Source organism: bacterium, assembly GCA_028821235.1.
In the GTDB taxonomy this organism is placed as follows: domain Bacteria; phylum Actinomycetota; class Acidimicrobiia; order Spongiisociales; family Spongiisociaceae; genus Spongiisocius.
The window spans coordinates 24,398-50,808 of the sequence record JAPPGV010000014.1; the positions used below are offsets into that span (position 1 = coordinate 24,398).

At 67.8% G+C, this 26,411-nt stretch carries 22 protein-coding genes and 2 tRNA genes; 3 read left to right on the plus strand and 21 right to left on the minus strand.

What is annotated here, in order from left to right; translation table 11 throughout:
* Window positions 1-61 precede the first annotated feature (61 nt).
* Complete coding sequence (gene speB, locus OXK16_00960; protein ID MDE0374523.1) at window positions 62-1,114, plus strand: agmatinase; 1,053 nt, start codon at window positions 62-64, stop codon at window positions 1,112-1,114.
* On the opposite strand, the gene coaE is transcribed toward speB, so the two are convergent.
* The 4 genes from coaE to OXK16_00980 form a co-directional block, all read right to left on the minus strand.
* Window positions 1,086-1,679: a dephospho-CoA kinase gene (gene coaE / locus OXK16_00965; protein ID MDE0374524.1), complete on the minus strand. Its 594-nt coding sequence runs from the start codon at window positions 1,677-1,679 to the stop codon at window positions 1,086-1,088. The genes speB and coaE overlap by 29 nt on opposite strands.
* 16 nt (window positions 1,680-1,695) lie before the next feature.
* The gene (rpsA, locus tag OXK16_00970; GenBank protein ID MDE0374525.1) at window positions 1,696-2,970 is read right to left on the minus strand and encodes a 30S ribosomal protein S1; all 1,275 of its coding nucleotides are present in this window, start codon (window positions 2,968-2,970) and stop codon (window positions 1,696-1,698) included.
* A gap of 363 nt (window positions 2,971-3,333) precedes the next feature.
* Entirely contained in the window at window positions 3,334-5,991 is a 2,658-nt protein-coding gene (gene polA, locus OXK16_00975) for a DNA polymerase I (protein MDE0374526.1), read from the minus strand.
* Window positions 5,992-6,102: 111 nt separating this feature from the next.
* Window positions 6,103-6,186, minus strand: a tRNA-Leu gene (locus OXK16_00980).
* 150 nt (window positions 6,187-6,336) lie between these two features.
* On the opposite strand from OXK16_00980, the gene lepA reads away from it, so the two are divergent.
* Window positions 6,337-8,121 carry a translation elongation factor 4 gene (lepA, locus tag OXK16_00985; GenBank protein MDE0374527.1) on the plus strand — a complete coding sequence of 595 codons (1,785 nt, stop codon included), beginning with the start codon at window positions 6,337-6,339 and terminating at the stop codon, window positions 8,119-8,121.
* 25 nt (window positions 8,122-8,146) lie between these two features.
* Here lepA and trpA read toward each other — a convergent pair whose 3' ends face one another.
* From trpA to OXK16_01040, 11 genes are all read right to left on the minus strand, one after another.
* Entirely contained in the window at window positions 8,147-8,938 is a 792-nt protein-coding gene (gene trpA / locus OXK16_00990; GenBank protein MDE0374528.1) for a tryptophan synthase subunit alpha, read from the minus strand.
* Between the two features lie 4 nt (window positions 8,939-8,942).
* On the minus strand, window positions 8,943-10,148 hold the full coding sequence (gene trpB / locus OXK16_00995; protein ID MDE0374529.1) for a tryptophan synthase subunit beta: 1,206 nt from the start codon (window positions 10,146-10,148) through the stop codon (window positions 8,943-8,945).
* Window positions 10,148-10,762, minus strand: coding sequence for an N-(5'-phosphoribosyl)anthranilate isomerase (locus tag OXK16_01000; protein ID MDE0374530.1), 615 nt, complete (start codon window positions 10,760-10,762; stop codon window positions 10,148-10,150). The genes trpB and OXK16_01000 overlap by 1 nt, the downstream gene beginning before the upstream one ends.
* Window positions 10,759-11,526, minus strand: a complete 768-nt coding sequence (gene trpC / locus OXK16_01005) for an indole-3-glycerol phosphate synthase TrpC (protein ID MDE0374531.1) — start codon at window positions 11,524-11,526, stop codon at window positions 10,759-10,761. Before trpC ends, OXK16_01000 begins: the two co-directional genes overlap by 4 nt.
* A 93-nt stretch (window positions 11,527-11,619) precedes the next feature.
* Entirely contained in the window at window positions 11,620-12,561 is a 942-nt protein-coding gene (locus OXK16_01010) for a hypothetical protein (protein MDE0374532.1), read from the minus strand.
* Complete coding sequence (trpE, locus tag OXK16_01015; GenBank protein ID MDE0374533.1) at window positions 12,558-14,036, minus strand: anthranilate synthase component I; 1,479 nt, start codon at window positions 14,034-14,036, stop codon at window positions 12,558-12,560. Before trpE ends, OXK16_01010 begins: the two co-directional genes overlap by 4 nt.
* A gap of 108 nt (window positions 14,037-14,144) precedes the next feature.
* Window positions 14,145-15,017 (minus strand): L,D-transpeptidase family protein, encoded by an 873-nt coding sequence (locus OXK16_01020; GenBank protein ID MDE0374534.1) that lies wholly within the window; start codon window positions 15,015-15,017, stop codon window positions 14,145-14,147.
* A 154-nt stretch (window positions 15,018-15,171) separates the two neighbouring features.
* Window positions 15,172-15,492, minus strand: a complete 321-nt coding sequence (locus OXK16_01025; GenBank protein ID MDE0374535.1) for a DUF6092 family protein — start codon at window positions 15,490-15,492, stop codon at window positions 15,172-15,174.
* The gene (locus tag OXK16_01030; protein MDE0374536.1) at window positions 15,489-16,034 is read right to left on the minus strand and encodes a nitroreductase family protein; all 546 of its coding nucleotides are present in this window, start codon (window positions 16,032-16,034) and stop codon (window positions 15,489-15,491) included. The genes OXK16_01025 and OXK16_01030 overlap by 4 nt, the downstream gene beginning before the upstream one ends.
* A 92-nt stretch (window positions 16,035-16,126) precedes the next feature.
* Window positions 16,127-16,201 (minus strand) — tRNA-Met (locus tag OXK16_01035).
* An 86-nt stretch (window positions 16,202-16,287) separates the two neighbouring features.
* The gene (locus OXK16_01040; GenBank protein MDE0374537.1) at window positions 16,288-16,458 is read right to left on the minus strand and encodes a hypothetical protein; all 171 of its coding nucleotides are present in this window, start codon (window positions 16,456-16,458) and stop codon (window positions 16,288-16,290) included.
* A gap of 186 nt (window positions 16,459-16,644) precedes the next feature.
* Here OXK16_01040 and OXK16_01045 point away from each other — a divergent pair, with 186 nt between their 5' ends.
* Entirely contained in the window at window positions 16,645-18,063 is a 1,419-nt protein-coding gene (locus OXK16_01045) for an amidohydrolase family protein (protein ID MDE0374538.1), read from the plus strand.
* Here the strand turns inward: OXK16_01045 and OXK16_01050 are convergent.
* The 6 genes from OXK16_01050 to lpdA all read right to left on the minus strand — a co-directional run bounded on the left by OXK16_01050 (window position 18,060) and on the right by lpdA (window position 26,191).
* Window positions 18,060-18,812 carry a sulfite exporter TauE/SafE family protein gene (locus OXK16_01050; GenBank protein ID MDE0374539.1) on the minus strand — a complete coding sequence of 251 codons (753 nt, stop codon included), beginning with the start codon at window positions 18,810-18,812 and terminating at the stop codon, window positions 18,060-18,062. The genes OXK16_01045 and OXK16_01050 overlap by 4 nt on opposite strands.
* 11 nt (window positions 18,813-18,823) lie before the next feature.
* Complete coding sequence (fabI, locus tag OXK16_01055) at window positions 18,824-19,597, minus strand: enoyl-ACP reductase FabI (protein MDE0374540.1); 774 nt, start codon at window positions 19,595-19,597, stop codon at window positions 18,824-18,826.
* Between the two features lie 64 nt (window positions 19,598-19,661).
* On the minus strand, window positions 19,662-21,623 hold the full coding sequence (gene acs, locus OXK16_01060; GenBank protein MDE0374541.1) for an acetate--CoA ligase: 1,962 nt from the start codon (window positions 21,621-21,623) through the stop codon (window positions 19,662-19,664).
* Window positions 21,624-21,745: 122 nt separating this feature from the next.
* Window positions 21,746-23,503, minus strand: coding sequence for a lipoyl synthase (lipA, locus tag OXK16_01065; GenBank protein MDE0374542.1), 1,758 nt, complete (start codon window positions 23,501-23,503; stop codon window positions 21,746-21,748).
* Window positions 23,482-24,771 (minus strand): dihydrolipoamide acetyltransferase family protein, encoded by a 1,290-nt coding sequence (locus tag OXK16_01070; GenBank protein ID MDE0374543.1) that lies wholly within the window; start codon window positions 24,769-24,771, stop codon window positions 23,482-23,484. The genes lipA and OXK16_01070 overlap by 22 nt, the downstream gene beginning before the upstream one ends.
* Window positions 24,772-24,811: 40 nt before the next feature.
* Window positions 24,812-26,191, minus strand: a complete 1,380-nt coding sequence (lpdA, locus tag OXK16_01075) for a dihydrolipoyl dehydrogenase (GenBank protein ID MDE0374544.1) — start codon at window positions 26,189-26,191, stop codon at window positions 24,812-24,814.
* Window positions 26,192-26,411 lie beyond the last annotated feature (220 nt).

Sequence of the window (26,411 nt, forward strand, 5' to 3'; positions counted from 1 at the left end):
CCGGACGGGCGCCCGAGCGGGGATGGTCTATCGTTCGTGGCCGACGATGGCTCGAGGGGCGATGCCTGATTACGGGAACATGCACGGATGGCACAGCGAAGAGTTCGTAGAACGTCGCGAATTCGATCTGCCCGCGTACATGGGGGCCACCACGTTCGCCAAGCTCCCCCTCGTAACCGACATCGGCCAGATCGCCGAGCGGGCCCCCGACGCGGTCATCGTGGGCGCGCCGCTCGACGACGGCACCACCTACCGGCCGGGGGCGAGGTTCGGGCCCAGAGCCATACGGACGGGCAACAACAACTACGGCGTGTTCTACTCCCTCCAGCTCGGGGTGGACCTCTTCGAGGTGCTGGACGTGGTCGACGCCGGGGACGCCAACATCGAGCCGGTGTGGCTGGAACGGGGTTACGCGATGATCTACCGCAAGGTTCGCGACCTGGCCGCGACGGGCACGGTGCCGATCGTCCTCGGAGGTGACCACGGCATCACCTGGCCGGCGGCCACCGCCATCGCGGAGGCCAACGATCCGGCGCGCATCGGGATGGTCCACTTCGATGCGCACGCCGACACCGGCGAAGTCTTCGGACCGATCGCGAACCACGGATCCCCGATGCGGAAGCTCCTGGAGTCGGGCGCGATCGCGGGACCGAACTTCGTGCAGGTGGGGCTCAGAGGCTACTGGCCGGACGGGGAGACGCTGGCCTGGATGCAGGAGAAGGGCTTCCGGACGCACTTCATCACCGAGATCGAGGAGCATGGCGCCGAGGCGGTGGTCGACCGGGCGATCGAAGAGGCATTGGACGGCGCCGATGCCGTGTACCTGAGCGTGGACATAGACGTTCTGGACCCGGCCTACGCTCCGGGGACGGGAACGGCCGAGCCTGGCGGGATGAGTACCCGCGAGCTGCTACGGGCGGTACGCCGGATAGTCGGCGCGGTCGAATTGGCGGGCATGGACGTGGTGGAGGTCTCCCCGCCCTTTGACCATGCCGATCTGACCGCGATGGCGGCCAACCGCGTGGTGATGGAGGCCCTCTCCGCGCTCGCCGTCAAGAAACGGTCGGGCACCGGCGTCCGGAGGTCTACCGGCCGGGTCGGGGGCGGGTCCTGATTCGTGCCAGGGCGTCGTCGAGCGCCGTGGCCAGATGCTCCCGCGTGCCCTCGTTGTCGATGACGTAGTCCGCCGCTTCCAACCACGCCCCCCGGGCGGGCTGAGCGGCCAGGCGGGAGTCGATCTCCCCTTCGGACATGCCCCGCCCGCGGAGCCGCTTCCTTCTGAGTTCGAGAGGTGCTTCGATCACCACCCACAACCAGCTGTCGTCGACCAGGTCCGCCAGGACCGGAATCTCCACGGCCGCCGGACGGTCGCCTGCCTCCCGGGCCCATCGGGCGATGCCGCGGCGAATGGCCGGGTGGGTGATCGCCTCGAGTTCGGCGAGTTGATCCCGGTCGCGGAAGACGATGCGTCCCAGCGCGCGCCGGTCGATCGCTCCGCGGGTCACGGCGGCCGGCCAGCGCTCGGCAACCCTGCGGGCGACCGGATGGCCTACCTCGAGGATCGAATGTCCTACCTGATCGGAGTCGAGAACTGCGAAGCCCCGCTCGGCCAGCAACCGCCCTGCCTGTGACTTACCGGAACCGATGCCCCCGCCGATGGCCAACCGCAGCGGCTTCATGAGCGGCCCCGCCTGGTTACCGGCGGCCGATCCCCCGCTCCTTCAGTTCTTGGAGAATCGCTTCGAGGGAGGCGTCCACGTCAAAGGAGGGCTGCTTCTCCTCCTTGGTATCCGCTCGCTCGAACTCGGACACGGCGGGGCGCCGGCGCCTGGGCGGACGGTGACCCGACTGGCGGGCGCTGAACTCGGGTAGTGCCTGCTTGATGGAAAAACTCACCCGGCGGCGGCCCTCGTCCATCTCGGTCAGCTTGACCTTGACCCGCTGGCCGATGGAGAGTTCCAGTTCGGGGGACTCGACCCGGTGCATAGCGATCTCCGAGACGTGCACCAGACCCTCGACGCCGTCCCCGACCGCCACGAAGGCTCCGAAGGGCACCGTCTTGATCACCTCTCCGTCGAGAACGGTCCCGACCTCGTGCTGCTGGCTGAACGCCTGCCAGGGATCGGCGGTGGTCTGCTTGATGGACAGGGATATCCGTTCCCGGTTGCGGTCGATCTCCAGCACCTTGACGGTCACCTTCTGGCCGACCTTGACCACCTCCGAAGGGTGGTTGACGTGCTTCCAGCTCAGCTCGGAGACGTGCACCAGGCCGTCCATGCCGCCGAGGTCCACGAAGGCCCCGAAGTTCACCACCGAGGAGACCGAGCCGGTGCGGGTCTCACCCACGGTGAGGTTGCTGAGGAACGCGCCCCTCTGCTCGGCCTGGGCCTCTTCGAGGTAGGCGCGCCGGGACAGCACCACGTTGTTGCGGTTACGGTCCAACTCGATGACCTTGGCCTCGATGTCCTCGCCCACGAACGGATCGAGATCACGAACCCGGCGGAGATCGACCAGCGAGGCGGGCAGGAAGCCCCGTAGTCCGATGTCCACGATCAATCCGCCCTTTACCACCTCGATCACCGTGCCCCGGACGGTGCCCTTGTTCTCCTTGACCGCTTCTATCTGGCCCCAGACCCGCTCGTAGAGGGCTCGCTTCTTGGACAGGATCAGACGGCCGTGCTCGTCCTCCTTGTCGATTACCAGCACCTCGATCTTCTGACCGATCGAGACGATCTGGTCGGGCGTCACGTTCTTGCGGATCGATAGTTCCTTGAGCGGAACGACGCCCTCGGACTTGTAGCCGATATCCACGAGGACTTCGTCCTGGCCCATGCTGACCACGTGTCCTTCGAGGATGTCGCCCTCTTTGAATTCCAGAACAGTCTCGGCGATGGCGGCTTCGAAGTCCTCGGGGCCGAGGTCGTCCGGTAGGGAGCTGACACTGCGAGCCTTGATGGCGGGCGGACCCATGACCGGGTGGTCGTCATCAGGATTCTCGACCATCTCGGTCGGCACGACGACGGGCGGGAGGGATACCGGAGTGTTGGGGGTTGCTTCCGGCGTGGCAGGGCCGGTGTCTTGAGCGTTTTCTGTTTTATCGGCGGGAGTTTCCATCTTTCCTATTTCTCTGCGGGAGGTCCTGGACTGAATACGAGCCGGGACGCATCACGCCTCGGCAAAGCTGATCGGGTCTGGTGTGGTTGGTAGTGGACCTCCGGGCAGGAAAACCGTCTCGGCCAAGCGTTGCCGGTGACGGAACGCGCCGAAGAATAACACCTCCCCGCCCGGCCACGCAGACGCATCCTATGAGTGTATCCGCCGCCACGTGGTCCGCTACCCCTTCACGGAGGCCAGGTCCGGTCCGATGCCCACGTCGACGGTGAGCGGCACGTCCAATTCCACCACCCCCTCCATCATCTCGCGCACGAGGTGGACGGTGGTCGCGACGGCGTCCTCCCGGACCTCGAAGACCAGCTCGTCGTGGATCTGAAGCAGCATGCGCGCCTCATCGGGCGCCAGGCGGCCGTCGAGTCCGATCATCGCCATCTTCATGACATCGGCGGCAGAACCCTGAACGGGTGCGTTCAGAGCCATCCGCTCCCCCATCTGGCGGGTCCGCCAGTTGCCCGACAACAGCTCGGGAAGGTACCGGCGACGCCCGAAGAGCGTGGTGGTGTAGCCGACCCTGCGGGCCTTCTGAACGACCTCCCTGAGGTACTGGCGCACGTCGGGGAACTGCCGGAAGTAGGTGTCCATATGCTCCCGGGCTTCCGCCCGGCCGATCTTCAACCGGTCGGCGAGTCCGTACGCCTCCATCCCGTAGAGGAGGCCGAAGTTGACCGCCTTCGCCCGGCGCCTGGCATCGGCCGTGACCGTGTTGGCGGTGAGCCCGAACACTCGGGCCGCCGTCTCCGTGTGGATGTCGGCGCCTGCCTTGAAGGCGCCCAGCAGACCAGGATCCTTGGAGAGATGGGCCAGGATACGGAGCTCTATCTGCGAGTAGTCGGCCACCACGAACCGGAAGCCCTCCGCGGCCACGAAAGCCCTGCGGATGGTTCGGCCCAGCTCCGAGCGAACCGGAATGTTCTGGAGGTTGGGCCGATCCGAGGAGAGCCGGCCGGTGGAAGCACCCGTCTGGTTGAACCGGGCGTGGATGCGCTGGTCGGGTCCGATCAGCGGCAGGTAGCCATTGACGTACGTGCTCCGGAGCTTCTCCACCTCCCGGTAACGAAGGACGAGCCCGACGATGGGGTGGGCGTCCTCGAGCTTCTGGAGCACGGACGCGTCGGTGCTGGGCGATCCCCGAGAGGTCTTCTTGACCACGGGTAGCCCGAGGTCGCCGAAGAGCACCTTTCCGAACTGCTGGCTGGACTTGATGTTGAAGGTCCGACCGGCCTGCTCGTATATCTCGGTCTCCAGCCCGGCTAGGTCGGCTCCGAGATCGGCGCCCATCTCCTCTAGGTAGCCCCGGTCGACCCCGATCCCGTGCTGCTCCATCCGGGCCAGCACCCGTACCAGCGGAAGCTCCATCTCTCGTAGCAGCGTCACCTGATCCCGGTCCGCCAGTTCCGCCTCCATAACGTCCTGCAGGGCCCGAACCGCTACCGCCCTGGCCCCGGCCGCCTCCAGGTCCGGTCCGCCCCCGAAGTCGAAGGCAGCCTGCCCGTCATCGTCCCCGCCGCTCTCGGTCGCGGTCAGGTCGACCGCCAGGAAGCGGGAAGCCAGATCCTCCAGCTTCTCCGATCGACCGGCCGGGCCGATGATGTATCCCGCCAGTTCAGGATCGAAGCCCAGCCCTTCGAGCTCGTATCCGATCCGGTGCATCTCCTGTGCAAACTCCTTCGACTTGTAGGCCGAGTAGGGCAAGTCGGGATCGGCCAGAGCGGGCGCCAGGTGACCCAGGAGCGACACCGGCACGTAGAAAGCGGTCCCGGCCATGGCTCCAGACCCGCCGGACACCGGATCTTCGAGGCGGGGAACGGCCATCAGCCCGACCAACTCGCCCGAATCGTGAACGGGTTCCAGAGCCAGACCGGCCGCGCCTGCGAGCGTGGAGACCTCGGTCGCCGACCCGACCACCCGGACCTCCACCTCGATGGTCGAGTCCGCGGCCGGAGGGGTCTCTCCCTCCTGATCCCATAGGCGTTTCCATAGGGTGGCGAACTCCAAGCGGTCGAAGACCTCCCGTATCGACGGCCAATCCAGATCTCCCCGGCGGAGCCGGTCCTCATCGACCTCCAGATCCAGGTCATCCACCAGCGCCATCAGTTCGCGGTTCAGCAGAACCTGGTCCTGGTGGGTTGTGAGGTTGGTCCGCAGCCTGGGGGGGTAGCTCTCGAGATGCGAGAAGACCCCCTCCAGATCGTCGAACTGCGACAGGAGCCGGGCGGCGGTCTTCTCCCCCACCCCGGGGACGCCGGGCAGGTTGTCAGACGTGTCGCCCCGCAGGGCTGCGTAGTCCAGGTACTGCCCAGGCCGTACCCCGTACTTGCCCTCGACCCACTCCGGATCGACCACCACGGTGTCGGAAATGCCCCGGAGGGTATAGACCACCCGCACGGTCGTGGACACCAGTTGGAAGCTGTCCCGGTCGCCCGTGACCACCAGCACCTGCCACCCGAGGTCGGTGGCTCTCTTCACCAGCGAGGCGATCACGTCGTCGGCCTCGAAACCGGGGCGTTCCATCTGGGGAATATCCATTGCATCCAGCACTTCGCGGATCAGAGGGAGCTGGCTACGGAACAGGTCCGGGGTCGACTCCCTCTGAGCCTTGTAGTCGGCGTAGCGCTCGGTGCGGAAGGTGGACCTCCCCACGTCCCAGGCCACCGCCATGCCGTCGGGGCGGTGCTCGCCGAGCAGCTTGATCAGCATCGACGTGAACCCGAACGCGGCATTGGTCACCTGACCGGTGCTGGTAGCGAGGTCGGGGGGAAGGGCGTAGAAGGCGCGGTAGGCAAGGCTGTGGCCATCCACGAGGGCCAGGGTGGGCATGCGCTGATCGTAGCCTTAGTCTGTAGTTCGTAATCCGTAGTTGATAGTCCGATGTCCACAAACTTCAGGACTCGACACGTAAACGAGCAATATCAACCAGCAACCGACCGGTACCGGGAATGGGACTCGAACCCATACGCCCTTGCGGGCACCGGATTTTGAGTCCGGCGCGTCTACCAATTCCGCCATCCCGGCGAGGGAGCACGATCTTACCCCGACGGCCCTACCTTGCGGATCGTATCCTCCTCATGGCCGGGTCCGCTCGCTAGCCTGCAGCTTCCGGACCGGGTGAGTTCGCCAACCCGCGATGCCCGCACGATCCGTCTTCGAGCACCGTCGCAGGTCATGGATCAATCTCGTATACGCAACGTCGCGATCATCGCCCACATCGACCACGGCAAGTCGACGCTGGCTGATCGATTCCTGGAGATATGCGGGGCCGTCGAGGCCCGGCGCATGCGCGCCCAGTACCTCGACAACATGGAACTGGAGCGAGAGCGCGGTATCACCATCAAACTCCAGAGCGTCCGACTCGAGTACGGTCCGTGGAGGATCAACCTGATCGACACGCCCGGCCATGTCGACTTCGGATACGAGGTGTCCCGGTCGTTGGCGGCCTGCGAGGGGGTGATCCTCCTGGTGGACGCCGCCCAGGGCATCGAGGCCCAGACCCTGGCCAACTGCACCCTGGCTATGGAGCACGATCTGGCCGTGGTGCCGGTTCTCAACAAAGTGGACCTGCCCGCCGCCGACCCCGACCGGGTGGCCGAGGAGATCGAACGGGTGCTGGGATTCCCGGCCGAAGAGGTGCTGGCGGTCTCGGCCAAGACCGGGGAGGGCGTCACCGCGCTCCTCGACGCGATCTGCCGGCGCGTGCCGCCCCCTGAGGACGATCCCGATGCCGAGTTGGCCGCCCTGGTGTTCGACTCCCATTTCGACACCTACCGTGGGGTCATCAGCTCGATCCGGATCGTGCGGGGCACGCTTCGCTCCGGCTCGCGGGTGCGTTTCATGCAGACCGGCGCCGTCTACACCGTCCAGGAGATCGGCGTACGCACCCCGGCAGCCGTGCCCGTGGAGCAGCTGGGCCCCGGAGAGGTGGGATACCTGATATCGGGGGTCAAGAACACGGCGGAGGCCCGGCCCGGCGAGACCGTTACCGATGCCGACCGTCCCTCCGCCACTCCCCTACCGGGCTATCGCGAGCCCAAGCCCATGGTGTTCTGCGGGCTCTACCCGCTGGATGGGGACGAGTACCCCGAGCTGCGGGACGCCCTCGACCGGCTGCGCCTCAACGACTCCAGCTTCAGTTATGAGCCGGAGACCTCCACGGCGCTCGGGTTCGGCTACCGGTGCGGCTTCCTGGGCCTGTTGCACATGGAGATCATCACCCAACGCCTCGAGCGCGAGTTCGCCCTCGACATCATCGCCACGAAGCCGTCGGTGGAGTACCGGGTGCGGACTGCGGCCGGGGACGAGCTACCGGTCGACAACCCCGCCAAGATGCCCCCCGCAGGAGAGGTGGTGGCCATCTCCGAGCCGATCCTGGCGGCCAGCATCATCAGCCCGGCCCGCTACACGGGACGCCTGATGGACCTCTGCCAGGGCCGCCGCGGGCGCATCAAGGGGATGGAGTACCTGTCTCCCGAGCGGGTGGAATTGCGTTACCGCGTCCCGCTGGCCGAGGTGGTGACCGACTTCTACGACCAGCTGAAGAGCCGGACCCGGGGTTACGCCAGCCTCGACTACGAGCCCGACGGGTACGAGGACGCCGACCTCGTGAAGGTGGACATCCTGCTGCATCACGACCCGGTCGACGCCTTCAGCGCCATCGTCCACCGGGAGGCCTCCTATCCCTACGGGCGCCGGATGACCGAGAAGCTCAGGGAGCTGATCCCCCGCCAGCAGTACGACGTCCCCATCCAGGCCGCGATCGGCAGCCGGATCATCGCCCGGGAGACGGTGAAGGCCTACCGCAAGGACGTCACCGCCAAGCTCTACGGCGGAGATGTGACCCGCAAGCGCAAGCTGCTGGAGCGCCAGAAGGCGGGCAAGCGACGTATGAAGGCGATCGGCCGCGTCGACGTCCCGCCCGAGGCCTTCATCTCGGTGATGAGGATGTCTTCCTAGTCTCTACTTCCTAGCTCGCAACCAGCTAGGAGAGGGCGCCGGCCAGGGCGCGGGTAGCGGTGGCGATTTCCGGAATAGGGTCGTCCGATACCAGCGCCCTGCGCACCAGGGCGGACCCGACGATGATGCCGTCCACGTAGGGCGCCAGGGCGGCCGCCTGCTCGGGTGTCCCTATGCCCACTCCCATCACCAGGGGTGTCCCGGTCACCGCCCTGATCCGCGCTGCCAGACGGCGGGGGACGTCCGACACATCCTCCCGCTCCCCGGTCACCCCCATCGCTGCCACGCCGTAGATGAACACCGGGTCGCGGGCGGCGATCCTGGCGAGGCGCTCGTCATGGGTGGTGGGCGCGGCGAACAGCACCAGGCCGATCCCCGCTCCCTCGGTGGCCTCGATCACCGGCCCGGCCTCCTCGAGGGGGAGGTCGGCCACGATCAGGCCCGCGGCTCCTGCGTCGGCGGCTCGGCGGGCGAACTCGTGCGGGCCGACCCGGAACACCGGGTTGGCATAGGACATCGCCAGCGAGGGCCGGCCCGTGGCCTCCACTACCCGGCGGAGGACCTCGAACCCACCACCGAGCGTCATGCCCTGCTCGATCGCCCGCTGGCTCGCCACCTGGATGGTGGGTCCGTCCATGAGCGGGTCGCTGTACGGGATGCCGACCTCGAAGGCATCAGCCCCGGCTTCCGCCATCGCTACGAACGTCTCGACCGTCTCTCCCGGGCTGGGCAGTCCGGCGGTCATGAAGGGCAGGAAGGCGGTGCGACCCTCCCGCCGCACGTCGGCGAACAGCCTGTCGAGGCTCTCGCGGCTCATCGGATCACCTCATCCCGATCTTGGAGGCGATCATCTCGACGTCCTTGTCGCCGCGCCCCGAGAGGTTGATCAGGACCGTGCGGTCCCGCAACGCATCCGCCTCCCTGGCCACCCAGGCAATTGCATGGGCCGACTCGAGGGCGGGGATGATCCCCTCGGCGCGGGAGAGCAGGTCGACCCCACCCAGGGCCTCCTCGTCCGTTATGGACACGTAGCGGGCCAGGCCGGTGTCCGCGTAGTAGGCGTGCTCCGGACCGACCCCGGGGTAGTCGAGGCCCGCCGAGATGGAATGGGCCTCCAGTACCTGGCCCTCGTCGTCCTGGAGCATGTAGGTGCGGGCGCCGTGGAGGATGCCAGGTGAACCGGCCCCGATCGACGCGCCGTGCCGGCCGGTCTCGATCCCGTGACCCGCCGCCTCCACGCCGACGAGCTCCACCCCCTCCCGACCGGCGAACGGATAGAACATGCCGATGGCGTTGGACCCTCCGCCCACGCAGGCGACCACCACGTCGGGCGTCTCCCCTTCGAGCTGGGCGATGCTCTCCTCCCCGATCACCTTCTGGAACTCCCGGACGATCCACGGGAACGGATGCGGTCCCACGACCGAACCGATTATGTAATGAGTGGTCTCCACGGTGCGCACCCAGTCACGCATGGCCTCGTTCACGGCGTCCTTCAGGGTTCCGGCCCCCGAGGTGACCGGGACCACGTCGGTCCCGAGCATGCGCATCCTCTGCACGTTGAGGGCCTGGCGTTCGATGTCCTTCTCGCCCATGTAGACCAGGCACTCCAGGCCGGCGTAGGCGGCTGCGGTGGCGGTGGCGACCCCGTGCTGGCCGGCGCCGGTCTCGGCGATCAGCCGGGACTTGCCCATGCGGGTGGTGAGCAGCGCCTGGCCCAGGGCGTTGTTGATCTTGTGGGCGCCGGTGTGGGCCAGGTCCTCCCGCTTGAGGAGGACGCGCACCCCGATCTCGCGGGACAGGTGGTCCGCGCTCTGGAGCGGGGTGGGCCGGCCCGTGTAGGTGGCCAAGAGGTGATGGAACTCGCTGGTGAAGCCCGGGTCTACCCACGCCTCTGCGAAGCCGGCGGCCAGCTGCTCGAGGGCCGGCATGAGGGTCTCGGGTGCGAACATCCCGCCGTACTCGCCGAACCTGCCCCGTTCGTCCGGCCGCTCCAGCCGCGGGCCGCGACCTGTCCCGGCAGCGACCATCATCGACTCTCCTCCACCCGCTTGGCGTTCCTGACAAAGCTGCGGATCCTGGCGGGATCCTTCACTCCAGGCGCTGACTCTAGGCCGGACGAGGCGTCTACACCCCATGGACGGTGGCGCGACACCGCATCGGCCACGTTCGAGGGGTCCAGACCGCCCGCCAGGACGTAGCGGCTGCCCGGCGGCGGGAGCCACTCCGGGGCGACCTGGCGGCCGGTCCCGCCGAGGCCATGCGGCGAGTAGCCGTCCAGGAGGGCGGTGTGTCCGGCAGGGATGGTCCCGAGGTCCACCGGACCTCGCATCCGGTGGGGCAGGAGCACGAAGGCCCCCGCGGCGGCCGCGGCCCGAGCGGCCTCGGGCGCGTGATCACCATAGGGCTGCACGCCGGCCGCGCCCACCCGGCCCAGGAGTTCCACGAGTTCGTGGGGACGGGCATCGACGGTGAGTATCAACGCGGGCACCCGCGACAGGGCGGCCAGGCGGGCGGCGGCATCCACGTGCACATACCGGGGGGTGCCCTGGATGAGATTCAGCCCCAGAGCATCGGCGCCGGCTGCGGCCGCCGCCTCCACGTCGTGGGCGGTGCGCATCCCGCAGACCTTCACCCAGGTCATGCCAGCCCCCTGAGCCCGCAGATGGCGTGGGCCGGATCCGCCGACCTCGACAGGTACTCCCCCACCAGCAGCGCGTCGTAGCCCGCTGCTCTCAGCCGGGCGGCGTCCGCCGGGCCCTTCACACCGCTCTCGGCTATCCGTATGTCGACGCCTTCCAGCAGCGGTGCGATCCGCTCCGATGTGGCCAGATCAACGTCGAAGGTCCGCAGGTCCCGGTTGTTGACCCCGATGACGGTGGCGCCCGCCTCCAGTGCCCGGCTCGCCTCCTCCCGGCTGTGGACCTCCACCAGGGCCGCCAGCCCCGCCTCCTCGGCGGCGCCCAGCAGCCGGGCGAGGAGAGCATCGTCGAGGATCGCCACGATTAGCAGCACGGCATCGGCGCCCATGGCCCTGGCCTCCCAGACGTGGGCGGTGTCGAGCGTGAAGTCCTTCCGTAGCGCGGGCAGCGAAGTGGCGGACCGGGCCGCCCGGAGATCCTCGGAGCTGCCCATGAAGTGATCCGGCTCGGTCAGGACGGACATGGCAGATGCCCCGCCCGACTCGAAGGCCGCGGCCCGCTCGGAGGGATCCATCCCGGCATTGATCACCCCCTTAGATGGGGAGGCCCGCTTGAACTCGGCGATGACCGACAGGCCCGGGCCGGCCAGGGCGCCGGTGAAGTCCCGCGGCGGCGGCAGGCGCGCCACCGCTTCATGCAATTGATCCTGGCGCGCCCTCACCTCGGGCAGGCGGCGGCGGACCGAGGCAAGAACCTTGTCCAGCATGGGGGCGAAGGCTACTCGCGGCCATGGCCTGTCAAGGCACACCCCGCGCTCGGACGCTATCAGCCGGCGCTGAGGTTCAGGCTGGCCGGAACCTCATCCGGGCGGCGCGGTCATCGGAAGACCGTGTACTTCAGCGTCGATCTCGGCGCCCTCCCAAGCCACGGTGATCCGGCTTCCCGGTAGGGCTTCGCGGCGGACCAGAGCCAGTGCGACCGGGGAGTGCAGTGCGGGACTCTCCCCCACCGTGGTGAGTTTCCCCACCGCCTTCCCCTCGAAAGAGAGCCCGGCCCCCACCGGCGGGACGGCCGGTCCGAGCATCCTTATCCCCCGTAGATGGCGGTTGACCCGGCCCCGGCTGTCGATGCGGGCCACCAACTCCTGCCCGAGGAAGCACCCCTTCGTGAACGAGACCGCCTCCGGAACCAGGCCGGTCTCCTGCGGTATGGTCTTCCCGTCCACGTCGACGCCCATCCTGGGTTCTCCGGCCTCGATCCGGAACGCGTCGACGACTCTTTCGCTGATCGGGACGGCGCCGAACTTCTCGAGCGCCTGCCGGTCCAGACCGGCGACCAGGCGCCGCCGCACCGGCCCCTCGCGCAGTTCCGCGGCCAGCACCCCGTCCTCATCCCGCCAACCGCCCGGCGCCGCGGGGATACGGGCGGCGGGCCCCCAGACGTCGTGGACCCGCCGGTCGTCCGGGCCGAACTCGACATCGACGCGCAGGCGCCAGCGCGAGAGCGAGGCGATGACCGCCGCCTGGCGGGCCGCGGCGGTGATGATCCCCACCCGGTCCACGTCGCGCAGGACCCAGAGCAGGGCGTCCAGCTTCCCGCGGGGTTCCAGAAGGAACGACCTGGCCACCTGACCGGGGGCGAGCCCCTCTATGTCCTGGCTGAGGATGCCTTGCAGGTAGGAGACCGCATCCGGCCCGACCGCCCAGAACAGGCCGAGTGTGTCCGCCGCGAATCCCGCAACTCTGCGGGCATGGGCATACCCGGCCCTGAAGTCGCCGGACTCGCCGCTCAGGATGGTCACAGCAACTCGGCCCCCGCCACGGCCGCCAGCGCCGCGGCCGCCTTGTCCTCGGTCTCCTGGAACTCCGCCGCCGGGTCGGAGTCCGCCACCAGTCCGGCGCCCACCTGAACCCAGGCGGTGCCGTCTGCCACCACGACGGTCCGCAGGCAGATGGCGGTGTCCACGTTGCCGCTGAAGTCCATGTACCCGGCGGCGCCGGCATAGGGGCCGCGGGCCACCGGCTCCATCTCATCGATGATCTCCATGGCCCGTACCTTGGGCGCCCCCGACACGGTGCCATGGGGAAACACCGCCCGGACCACGTCGACCGAACCCAGCCCGTCACGGAGCCGCCCCGACACGCCCGACACCAGGTGCATGACGTGCGAGTAACGCTCCACCACCATCAGGTCGTCAACGGTCACCGTGCCGTAGTCGCATACCCGGCCCAGATCGTTGCGCGCGAGGTCGATGAGCATGACGTGTTCGGCCCGCTCCTTCGGATCGGCCAGCATCTCCTTCTCCAACGCCAGGTCTTCCTCCTCGGACACGCCCCGCCTCCGGGTGCCGGCGATGGGGCGCGAGAACACGGTGCCGTCCCTGACCCGGATCATCAGCTCCGGCGACGCGCCCACCACGGTGACCTCCGGGTGCCTCAAGTAGAAGAGGAATGGCGAGGGGTTGATGAGCCGCAGGGCGCGGTAGAGGCCGAACGGGTCGCCCTCGAAGGGCGCTGCAATACGGCGGCTCAGCACCACCTGGTAGGCGTCGCCCTGCCGGATGTAGTCCTTGACCTCGAGGACGGCCTGCTCGAAGTCCTCGCGGTCCAGCGTGGAGCCGATCGGCAGGTCGGGACGGGCAGTGCGGTCGGGCCGGGCGGCCGGGCGGTAACGAAGGGCCGTACCGAGGCGCTCCGCGGCGTCGTGGAGCCGGGCCACCGCATCGCCGTACGCAGCGTCGAGGTCGTCCTCGAGATCGATGAAGACATTGCGAACCAGGTGCAGGGTCTGGCGGGGATGGTCGAGCGCCGCCAGGCTCCCCACGAACTGCCACATCATCTCGGGCAGGCCGCGGTCGTCAGGAGGCCGGTCGGGGAGCCGCTCGATGTACCGGACCGCGTCATAGGATAGGTATCCGACCGCCCCGGAGTGCAGGGGTGGCAGGTCGTCCATCGGGTCGGTGGCGTAGCGGGCGAGCAGCCCTTCGAGGACCGTCAGGGGATCTCCGTCCGGCATCCGGACCCGGTCATCGTCGACATGGCAGACCCCGTCGCGGCTGGTGAGGGTGAAGACCGGGTCCCACCCGAGGAACGACCAGTGCGCCCAGCGCTCCCCTCCCTCGAGGGACTCGAGGAGGAAGCCGGGCGCATCGCCGACCAGCTTGCCGAAGGCGCTGACCGGAGTCTCCCGATCGGACAGCAGGGCGATCCTGACCGGGACCACCGAAGCGTGCTCGGCCAGCCGGCGGAACTCGGCCGGGCTCGGAGTGACTTTCATGCAGTCCACGTTACCGAGAGACCGCCCGGACCGGAACCCCGCAGCGGCGCTCCCGGCCATCGATCAGGCCATAGCGTTGCGGTGGGCGCCGTCCAAGGAGGCGAGGCCTCAACCCAGCACGACCACCGGCATGCCGATCGGTGCCCACTCGTAGAGGGCCTCCGCCTTGTCGTTCCGCTGGCGGACACAACCTCCCGACAACGCTTGGCCAAGTTGCCCAACGGTCTGCATGGGTAAGCCATTGTCATAGAGTGGAATGGAATGGAAGCCGATCCGGTTTCCCTTTGAGCTCCAGGCGAAGCGGACCATGTGCTCCATCGAACAACAGCCAATCCCTCGTGCAGTGGGAGACTTGGAGAATATCTCGTACCGCCCGGCCGGTGGAGAGCGAAATCTGCCGCTCACCGGGTAGGAGTCGGCCACGGCGCCATCGGCTTCGACCAGCCAGAGCATCATCTTCGCGCCACGCCGGTCGTAAACCAGGTGCTTGCGGCCGCCGAGACCCACATCGGGAGCCCTCAGCCCGGCCGACCAGAGCAGATCCGCATCGTTGAGGCGGATGGTTGCTCCACCCTCCTCGGGCAGGGCCAGTTCGGCGCCTTTGAAACCGGCCGTCCCTGAGTGCCAGACCGGCCCCCTTCCGAACCGGAGCGCCTGGTACATGACGAGGTCACCGTTGTGCTGCATGACGAGGCGGTCGCCTCCCGAGCCGCCGGTACCCGCCGACCAGACTTCCTCGGCTCCCCAATAGGGAGCGAAGTTGCGGTACAGGACGAGATCGCCGTCCGGTAGGAAGGCCAGCCGGTAGGAGCCGTCGGAGGACAGGAGGGATTGACCAGGCACGAGAACGTCGCCGGGTCCGAGCGAGCTGGAGAGGGATGTGGTCGTCCCGGCGCGGTCGCCGACCGTCTGGGCAAGGGCACCCGGAACGGGGAGAAGGAAGGCTGCCAGGACCGCAATCGCGCCCAGTCGTGTCCGCATAGGCCCGGATTATAGGTAAACGACCGTTCTGGGTATATAGGTCAATGGTGGTCGGTGGCCGATGAGCGACCGGAGGTGATCGAGTTCTCTCTGGCCATCAAGCCTGTTGTCTCCGCGTCAATCCTGCGTTACAGGGATCACCGACTACTCGCACTCAGACGGGCGGGTCGAGGTTTCTCCTCGTGGCCTCGGCGGCCATCTCCCTGGCCAGATCGCTCAGCCAGTGACGGAAGCCGTCCTTGTCGACCGTCATCCGAGCCTTGTTGGCCTCGATCGCCGCCCGTTGCTCGGACAGGAAGGCATCCACCTCCCAGCCGGGCAGGCTCTCGGCTGCCTCTACGAGGCGGCTGGCGCCCTCGATCATCCGGAACGCCCCGTAGATGGGTTTCTCGTCGAGATGGAGGCGCGCGCAGGTCACCAGGTACAGAACGAAGTCGAACAGGAACTCCCGGGGATCGACCGACTGATCACTCATGTTGATGGTGTCCACGGCTGATCGAACCGGTCGGCATGAACGGCGGGCTGGAAGCCCTTCAATGGCTTGGAGGGGTTGGAAACCGGCACTCCCACCGCCATCAGCACCTCGGGACGCACATGCTCCGGGAGGCCCAGGATGGCTTGGACCACTTCCTCGCTCCAACTGGTGATCTTGCAGACGCCGATACCGAGCGCGGGCGCGGCTATGGCCATGAAGGCGGCGGATGCACCCGCATCCAGCCTGCTCACGACCTCCACCCCGCGTACCCCCGACTCCTCCTCCGACCGCTTCAGGTCGCTGCAGACGGCGATGGCGGCCGGGGCGTTGTTCACGAATCCCGGGCAGGCCTGGCGCAGGGTGTGGACGATCCGCGGGTCGGTGATCACGATCAGGTGGCGGATTCCCGGGCGGGCCACCTGGGCTCGACCGGCGGCGTAGACCAGACGATCGAGAGTCGCCGGATCGGGCGGTTCGGGCCGGAAGTCACGGTGCATGCGACGGCGTCGCATCGCCTCGAACACCGCCATCGGAGCGCTCAAACCCTGTTCCTTCCCCCGCCGCGGCCACGCACCGGGCGGATCACAACGAGACAACCCCCGTCCCCATCAAGGGGAACGAGGGCCGTACCGGGTAGCGGGGGTAGGATTCGAACCTACGACCTTCGGGTTATGAGCCCGATGAGCTGACCAGACTGCTCCACCCCGCGCCGTGGGAAACCAGTTTAGCGCGGCGGGCGCCTACCGGCAATAGGCAATAGGGAGTCGCTCCGGGTGACCGCCGGTCATGGCACGTTCATTGGAGCACGGCGATGATGATGGCGGCGGCACTCGCAACCAGACCGGTCATCCACCCCACGATCCAGCGGGTCTGTTCGGAGAAGCGCCTCTCCATGTCGGCGTGGAGACGCGACATGGCCGCGTCCAGCCGGTCGAAGCTCCCGTACTTCTCGGTAACCGGTGTCATTTCTCCGATCTCCTCTTCGTCGTTCGTCGGGAGAAGCTACTCCCCTACTCTATCATGGCTAAACAACTGTAGCGTCGTCCACGGACGGGTGTGATCGGCATTCACCCTCCTCACCTGTAGCAGGGTCGGTTAGGTCCTCGACGAGTACGATCGGAGCGGTCGCCGACCGATGCACGGAGGTCATCAATGAGCCAGGCTTCTCCATCTGATCGCACCGTATGCGACCTCCTGCTCGAGGGTGGGGTGGTGATCACGCTGGACGGGAGGCGGCGGGTGCTGGATGACGGCGCGGTGGCCGTCGCCGGTGGGAAGATCACGGAGGTCGGCGCCGCCGCCGGCATGCGGCACCTGCGAGACACAGCCGGGAAGGTCATCGACTGCCGCGGCAAGGTGGTCCTCCCCGGGCTGACCGACGGCCACACCCACCTGTTCCAGTCGCTGGGCCGGGGACTCGGCGACGGCATGACGCTGGTGCCCTGGCTCCAGAAATTCATGCTCCCCTACTCGAAAGCCATCACCAGGGAGATGAGCGTGGCGGCCGTCCGGCTCGGCGCGCTGCAGGCCGCCCTGTCCGGTACCACGATGGTGGTGGACAACCACTACGCGCCCACCGATACCGAGACCATCCTGGCCGTGGCCGACGCTATCGAGGAGGTGGGAATTAGGGGCGCCGTCGCCCGCGGAATCTTCGGGGAGATGAACCCGGGCGGCGAGCTGATGGGGGTGGATCCGGAGCTTTTCACCTGGACCAACCAGGAGGAACTCGCCATCACCGCCGAATGCATGGCGGAGCGCCCGCGAGGCGGCCTGGTCGAGGTCTGGCCGTGTCCGGAGAACATCGTCTACGTGTGGCCGGAGCTGATCGAGGCGTCCGCGGAGATGGCCGAGGCCGGCGGAGTCGGCTGGCACATGCACTGCTCGGAAGTACAGGACGAGATCTCGTTCTTCATGGAGGTGCACGGAACCCGTCCCGTGGCATGGCTGGCCGACCGGGGGTTGCTCAGCGGCCATACCACGCTCGCTCACGCCGTCTGGCTGGATCCCGACGAAGTCGCGGCCATGGGCGCCGGCGGCGCCACCGCGGTGCATAACCCGGTCTCGAACCAGTACCTGGCCTCGGGCGTGCTCCACCTGGAGCCGCTGCTGTCGGCGGGCGCCACCGTGGCCCTCGGAAGCGACGGGGTGGCGGTCGCCGGGCAGGACATCTTCGAGGCCATGAAGGCCGGCATGCTGATGCACCGGGTGGCCAGCCTCGACTCCACCGCCACCACCGTGGAGCAGTTTCTCGAGCTGGGGACGCGGGGCGGCGCAGCCATGACCGGCCTGGACGCCGGATCACTGGAGTCCGGCCGCGTGGCCGATCTGGTGGTGGTGGACGTGTCCGGGGTCCGGCATACGCCATGGAGCCGTCCGGTGGCGTCGGTGGTCCACTCCGGTAGCGCGGCCGAGGTCGAGATGGTGATCGTGGGGGGTGAGATCATCGTGGAGGACGGGCACTCCACCAGGGTGGACGAGGCGGAGGTAAGGGCTGTGGCAGCCGAAGCAGCCGCTCAACTCTTCGGCAAGGCACGCCTGAGCGGCCTCACCACGGACTGGAGCTTCTAGATCGCGGCCAGGCCCTCGAGACCGAGCCTGATCATCCATTCGCTGATCAGGCTCGACAGGTCGGTGATGCGACCGGTGATGAAGAGCCAGCCGAAGACCATCATCAGGAGGCCTGACAGGACGTTGATGGTCCGCAGATGGCGTTGGAGGAGCTTGATGCCCGAGTAGAGCTTGGTCACGCCGATCCCGGCGGCGATGAACGGCAGGCCCATACCCATCGAGAAGACGAACAAGAGCAGCATCCCCCTCACGACCGTCTCCTGGGTGGCGGCCTGGGTGAGGATGGCCGCCAACACCGGGCCGATGCAGGGGGTCCAGCCGAAGCCGAAGGCCATGCCCATCACCAGCGGCGCCCATCCGCCCAGTTGCGAAGGACGCACGTGGAGCCGCCGCTCCCGGTAGAGGAAGGCCAGGCGGGGCGACGTGCTGAGCGCCATCAGCACGATGACCAGGCCGAACACGGCGATCAGCCAACCAGCAGCCGTGGTGATGACGCCCTTGTTACGGGCGAGCAGGCCGGCCACCGAGGTAGCCCCCGCTCCCAGGGCCACGAAGACGATGGTGAACCCGAGCACGAACAACACGGTGACCCGGAGCATCCGGGCGGTGGAGGCCTTCCCCTGCTGCAGATCGGCCACCGAGTAGCCCGACATGAGCCCCAGGTATCCGGGCAGTAGAGGCAGCACGCAGGGCGAGACGAAGGAAAGAGCCCCAAAGACGAGTGCGCTCACGTATCCGGCAGGATCCATATTCCGAGATCCTATGTCGCGATGGCGTGGAAGCCGGCGTCGACGTGGATGACCTCGCCGGTCACCTTGGTGGCGAAGTCGGAGAGCATCACGCAGATCATGTTGGCCACCGGGGTGGGATCGGACGTGTCCCAGGTGAGGGGGGCTCGCTCGCTCCAGACATCCTGGAACCGCTCGAATCCGGCGATGCCCTTGGCCGCCATCGTCGACAGCGGACCCGCCGACACGGCGTTCACCCGGACGTTGTGGCGTCCCAGGTCGCGGGCCAGGTAGCGGGTCACCGAGGCCAGGGCGGCCTTGCAGACCCCCATCCAGTCGTAGGCGGGCCAGGCCTGGGTGCTGTTGTCGAAGTCGAGGGTCACCAGGGACCCGCCTCCTGCTTCCTCGAACAGCGGGAGCAGCCCGACGGCCAGGGTCTTGTAGGAGAACGCCGAGGTGGTGAAGGCGAGCGAGGCGCTCTCCACGGGCGTGGTCAGGAAGTTGCCGCCCAGCGCGTCCTCGGGGGCAAAGGCTATGGCATGCAAGGCCCCGTCCAGGCTCCCCCAGCGTCGCCCCAGCTCATCCACCAGCTGCTGCATGTGCCCCGGATCGTTGATGTCGAGCTCGAACACGTCGGGGGGATCCGGGAGGCGGCGGGCTGCCCGCTGCGTAAGGCGCATCCCCCGTCCGAAGCCGGTCAGGAGGACCTCGGCGCCCTGTTCCTGGGCCACCTTGGCGCTGTGCCAGGCTATCGAACCGTGCGTGAGGACGCCGGTTACCAGCACCCGCTTACCTGTCAGCAGCATGACCTCTCCTCCGTCGCGTTACCGGCCCGTCGGTCCCGTGCGAGAACCCGGCGGCCGGGGGGCTTCAGTCCTCGTCAGCAGGGGCCGCGGCCGCCTTCTCCGCGATCTCGGCAACGATATCGGCATTGGCCAGCGTGGTCACGTCCCCGAGCTTCCGCTGCTCCGAGATGTCCCTCAGCAGGCGCCTCATGATCTTGCCCGAGCGGGTCTTGGGCACGTCCGGTGTGAAGACGATGCTCTTGGGCTTGGCGATCGGGCCGATCGAGTTGGCGACATGATCCCGTAGCTCGCCTATCAACGAGGAGTCACCCTCGATGCTGCCCCGCAGGCTGACGAACGCGGCGATCGCCTGGCCGGTGAGCGGATCGGACCGGCCCACCACCGCCGCCTCGGCAACGGACGGGTGCGAGACGAGGGCCGACTCCACCTCCATGGTGGAGATGTTGTGGCCGGATACCAGCATCACGTCGTCCACCCGGCCCAGCAACCACAGATAACCGTCATCGTCCAGCTTGGCCCCGTCACCGGGGAAGTACATGCCGTCGTAGCGGGACCAGTAGGTGTCGATGTACCGCTGGTCGTCGCCCCAGATGGAGCGCAGCATGGAGGGCCAGGTGTTGCGGATCACCAGGTAGCCGCCCCCTCCCCTGCCGACCGGGCTGCCCGCGTCGTCGACCACGTCCGCCTGGATGCCCGGCATGGGGTTGGTGGCCGAGCCCGGCTTGGTGGAGGTGATGCCGGGTAGGGGGGCGATCATGATCGAGCCGGTCTCGGTCTGCCACCAGGTGTCCATGACCGGCGCGTTGCCGCCCCCGATGTGCTCGTGATACCACATCCACGCCTCGGGGTTGATGGGTTCGCCCACCGTGCCGAGCACGCGCAGCGTGGACAGGTCGTGGCGCTGCGGGTACTCCTCACCCCATTTCATGAAGGCCCGGATGGCGGTTGGAGCGGTGTAGAGCTGGGTCACCTTGTACTTGGCGATGATCGACCACAGCCGGTCCTTGTCCGGGTAGTCGGGCGTCCCCTCGTACATGACCGAGGTGGTCTGGTTGGCCAGCGGCCCGTAGAGGATGTAGGTGTGACCGGTCACCCAGCCGATGTCTGCAGCGCACCACCAGATGTCCTGGTCCGGCTTGACGTCGAACACGAAGCTGTGAGTCGTGGCCGCGCCCACCAGGTATCCCCCCGTGGTGTGCATGATGCCCTTGGGCTTGGCGGTGGTGCCGGACGTGTACAGGATGTAGAGCAGGTCCTCGGCGTTCATGACCTCGGGCGCGCACTCGGCGCTCTGCCCGTCCACGAGGTCGTGCCACCAGATGTCCCGGCCCTCCTTCATGGTCACGTAGTTCTCGGTCCGGCGTAGCACCACGCAGCGTTCGACCAGATCGGTCCTCTCCATGGCGCGGTCGGCGGCCACTTTCAGATCCACCACGCTCCCCCGGCGCCAGGCGCCGTCACAGGTGATGAGAACCCGGGCGCCGGCGTCCTCGACCCGGTCGTAGATGGCGTCGGCCGAGAAGCCGCCGAAGATGACGCTGTGGGCGGCACCGATGCGAGCACAGGCCAGCATGGCCACGGCCAGCTCGGGGACCATGCCCATGTAGACCGCGACGCGGTCGCCCTTTCCGACTCCGATCGACTTCAGGCCGTTGGCGAACCGGCAAACGTCCTCGTAGAGGTCCCGGTATGTGATGACCCGCTCGTCCCCGGGCTCGCCCTCCCAGTAGTAGGCCACCTTGCCGCCCTTGCCGGCCTCGATGTGGCGGTCCAGGCAGTTGTAGGACATGTTGAGCTCGCCGTCCGTGAACCACTTGAAGAAGGGCGGGTTGGAGTCGTCCAGGAGGACGGTGGGCTCCTTGAACCAGGTCACGCGGTTGCGGGCCTGCGCCTCCCAGTACGCGACCGGGTCGACGGCGGCTTGCTCATGCAGACCCGGTTGGGCGTTGGCCTGCCGGGTGAACTCCGGTGACGGCGGGAAGATGCGATCTTCCCGCAACAGGTTTTCGATGGTGCGCTCGGCCACGTCTCCTCGCTTACGATCCGCGTGGGTCGGAGGCTACTCGCGTCGCCACACCCATCGCGCCAACCGGCTATAAGGCCGGGCCACCTCGCGGGCCCGAGATCCCGGGAGCTGACGCGTTGGGGTCAGTACCCGCCGACCGTTGCCGGAACCTCGGAGGAGGTGGTGGCGGCGTCCAGGGAGTCCCGGGCATGGTATGACGACCGCACCAGCGGGCCCGACTCGATATGGGCCAGTCCGATCCGCCGGCCGAAGTCCGCGTAATCGGCGAACTCGTCGGGGTGGACGTAGCGGTCGACCGGGCGGTGTCTCACCGTGGGCCGCAGGTACTGGCCCACCGTGACCACGTCCACGCCGACCGCCCTGAGATCGGCGATGGCTCCCAGGACCTCATCACGGGCTTCGCCCATGCCCACGATCAGTCCCGACTTCACCACCCCGTCCGGTCGGTACCACTTCGCCCGGGCCAGAAGCGCGAGGGAGCGTCCGTACGAGGCGGCGGTCCTGACCTCGCGCTGGAGCCGGAGGACGGTCTCGGTGTTGTGGTTCAGCACGGCCGGCCCCGCTTCCATGACCCGCTCCAGGTCCGCCCTGGCTCCCTTGAAGTCGGGAATCAGCACCTCGACGTCGCACTCCGGTACCCGTTTCCGCACCTCCTGCACCGTCCTGGCGAAGATGGTCGAGCCGCCGTCGGGAAGGTCATCGCGGTTGACGGACGTGATCACGGCGTGGCGGAGACCCATCGCCGCGATGGCCTCGGCCACCCGGACCGGTTCCTGAAGGTCGAGTCCTTGGGGGCGGCCCGTCGTGACGTCGCAGAAGCCACACGCCCGGGTGCAGACGCCACCCAGGATCATGATGGTGGCGGCGCCCTCGCTCCAGCACTCGTAGATGTTGGGGCAGCCTGCTTCCTCGCACACCGTGTGGAGGTCGAGCTCCCGCATGAGCCTTCCGAGCTGCCGGTATTCCGGCCCCAAGCGGGCGGTCACCTTCATCCACGGCGCCCGGGGCGGCTCGCCCGCCAGCCGCTTGCCGATCGTCACCGGCACGGCTGCCCGGCCCTTGCGGGCGAAGGTTCCCTCGGCAAGGAGCCGGTCCACCTCGAAGGTTCTCAGCCGTCCCTGCCCCCGGGTGAAGGCGCCCAGCTGGAGGTCGTTCTGCTCGTACCCGAACACCTCCACGAAGCGAGGGACCAGCACCTCGACGGTCTCCTCTATCGAGATCCTCCTGCCCAGGAGCTCCGCCAGGGAGGTGACGGGACGGTCGGTGATGCCGCACGGGTGCATGTGACCGAAGTAGCTCATGTCAGGGTCGACATTCAGGGCGAAGCCATGCATGGTCACGCCCCGAGCCACCCGTACGCCGATTGCGGCCACCTTCCCCCGGTCGGTCCACACTCCGGTGTACCCGGCATCCCGCCAGGCCTCGACGCCGAAGTCGGACATGGTGCGGATCAGCACCTCCTCCACGGCCCGGACATAGGGGACGATCTTGCGCAGGTCGGCCAGGGCCAGGATGGGGTAGCCGACCAGCTGGCCGGGGCCGTGGTACGTGACGTCGCCCCCGCGGTCGATATCGAACCGCGTCGCTCCGATCGCGGCCAGGCGATCCTCGGGAAGGAGGAGGTGGGAGCCGTCGCCGTTGCGACCCACGGTGTAGACGTGGGGGTGTTCCTGCAGGAGCAGGTAATCGGACCCGGCCCGGCCCGTCTGCCTGCCCTCCCAGAAGGCGCGTTGCAGGTCCCAGGCCTCGTCGTACGCGAGACGGCCCAGCCACCTGGTGCGCAACCGGGTCGGTTCGGCCGCTATCCGGAACTGCCGGTCCGGTTCGACCGGCAGCCGGACCGGCTCCGGTAGTCTGTCTAGGTCAGTTGCTGTTCCCAATCCCAGGTCTCCAGGTTTTCCTTGATCCGGCGGAGGAAGAGAACTGCGGTGGAGCCGTCGAAGGCTCGATGATCCCAGGACAGGCCGAGGTAACCCATGTGCCTGATGGCGATGGCGTCCGCGCCATCGGGCGTGGTTATCACCTTGGGTCGCTTGGCGATACCGTCTGTCGAGAGGATGGCCACGTCGGGAACGTTGATGACCGGCGCCGACATGAACGAGCCGTAGGGCCCGGGATTGGTGATCGTAAAGGTGCTGCCGGAGATGTCGTCGGGACCCACCCGACCGCCGCGCGCCCGCACTGCCAGGTCGCGGACCTTCCTCGCCAGGGCTCTCAGCGAATAGTCATCCGCCTTCTTTATGGTGACCACCATGAGGCCGTCCTGGTTGAGGTCAACGGCGATCCCGAGATGGACATCCTGGTGGAATGTGGCGGTGCGACCCTGCTGGTCGAAGGAACTGTTGACCACCGGGAAGGCCCGGAGGGCGTCCATCGTGGCGCGGGCGATGAAGGGCAGGTAGGTGAGCGAGAATCCTTCCTGCCGCCGGAAGGACTCGCGGTGGGCTTGGCGCACCCTCTCCACCTGCTCGTAGTCGACCTCCATAGAGGTCCACACGTGGGCGGCGGTGCGTAGCGAAGCGACCATGTTGTCGGCGATTCGCACCCGCAGGCGGCTGAGCTTGACGGGCTCGTCCATCTGCGGACCGGGATCGGCAGGCGCGGGCTCGGGCTCGGAGACTGCGGGGGCCGGGGCCGGTTCGGGCGCCGCCTTCATGCTGTCTATGTAGGCGAGCACATCGTTGCGCGTAACGCGGCCGTCGCGTCCGGTGCCCTCGATGACGCCCGGATCGATGTCGTGCTCCCGGGCCAGGCGGCGGACCACCGGCGACAGGAACTTGCGGGGTCCGCGCCGGTCGGGCGCATCCGATGCCGGGGCCGGTGCGGCCTCCGGTGGGGGCGGGGACGCCTCCCCTTCCTCCGCGGGGGGCGCTTCGGCCTCAGCAGCAGCGGCCGCCGGGACGCCCTCGTCGACCGAGGCGATCACCACCATGGCCGTGCCGACCTCGATCGTCTCGCCCTCGCCCACCAGTATCTCGCTGACCACACCGGCCACCGGTGACGGAACCTCCGTGTCGACCTTGTCGGTGGAGATCTCGACGATGGCCTCGTCGAGGGCGATGGAGTCGCCCTCCTGCTTCATCCACCGGAGCACGGTGCCCTCCGTTACCGTCTCGCCCAACTGCGGCATGGACACTGTGGTTGGCATGTTTCTCACCTCTCCAGGGGTCGGGGCCTCATCGGCGGACTCAGTGAAGGGGACGACCCGCCGAGGACAGCAAGGTCTCTCCGATCGCCTCGCTCAACGTGGGATGGGCGTGTATGAACGCCGCCACCTCCTCCGGCAGGGCTTCCCAGCCCACCGCGTACATCAACTCGTGGATCATCTCGCCGGCCTGCGGTCCGACCACGGTGGCGCCCACGATAGGCCCGTCGACCTCGTTCAGGATCCTTACGAATCCCTGGTTCCTCCCGATGATGCGGGCCCGGCCCACGCCCACGAAGGAGTGGTCGTGCTCCTCCACCGCAATACCCTTGGCAGCCGCATCGACCGAGGTGATGCCCACGGATGCCACCTCCGGATGGGTGTAGACCACGCTGGGGAGGGCCCGGTAATCGACCGGAGCGGGCGTTCCGGTGGCTATGAACGTGATGGCTGCCATGGCCTCGGCGAAGGCGCCGTGCGCGAGGCCGGGGGTGCCGGCCACGATGTCGCCGACCGCGAAGACGCCCGGCTCGGCAGTCTGCATGGTCTCCAGGTCGGTGATGACGAAGCCCCGGTCGGTCTCCGTCCGGACCGTGTCCAGCCCCAGATTCTCGGTCACCGGCCGGCGCCCTACGGCCACCAGCACCGCGTCCACCTCGACTCCCGACTCGGCCGCCCCGGTCCCGCCGAGGAGGAGCGGGCGCTCACCGGAGTTGTCGAGCGTCGCGGCGGCCTCCAGGAAGAACCTCACCCGTCTGCGCCTCAACTGCTTCTGGAGCTCTCGGGCGGCGGCCGGCTCGAAGCCGGGAATGATCTGGTCCAGCATCTCGAAGACCACCACATCGCTGCCCACGTCGGCCAGCAGGCTGGCGAACTCGCAACCAACTATCCCGCCCCCGATGATCCCCACCCGATCGGGCCGCTCGGTCCAGTCGAGCGCATGGTCTGAGTTGACGATCCTGACGCCGTCGTAAGGGAAGCCCGGAAGCTCGATCGGCACCGAACCGGTGGCGAGGATCACCGCCCGGCCCTCGAGTACCCGGGTGGCTCCGTCGTGATCGACCTCGACCCTTCCCGGTCCGGCCATCCGGCCCGTGCCCTTGACGACCTCGACCTTCCGCATCCTGAGCAGACCGGACAGGCCTCTCACGAGGCCGTTCACGATCCGGTCCTTGCGCGCCAGCGCCTTGGGCCAGTCGAAGGAGGTTTCCCCCGTCACCACTCCGAACTCCCCTGCGGAACGAACCGTCGAGTAAACCTCGGCGGACTGGAGCCAGGTCTTGGCCGGTATGCAGCCCCGTAGCAGGCAGGTTCCGCCTAGCTCATCCTTCTCGACCAGAGCCACCGAGAGACCGAAGTTGTGGGCGTACAGGGCGGCGCCGTAGCCGCCGGGGCCGCCGCCGATCACGATTACGTCATACACGGATGCGTTTCTCCGATTCGCCAAGGGATGCGATTGGTCTGCCTGCAGGACAACCTGGTGTCATTCCACGGACAGAACACCAGCCTAGTTCGGGCTGAGAGATCCAAACCTCTACCCTCCCGGCATGCCCACCAGGTACCTGATCATCGCGGCGTTGATCACCGCCATGGTGATACTGGTCGGGGTGGGCGCCTGGTTCCTACTCGGAGTGATCTAGCAA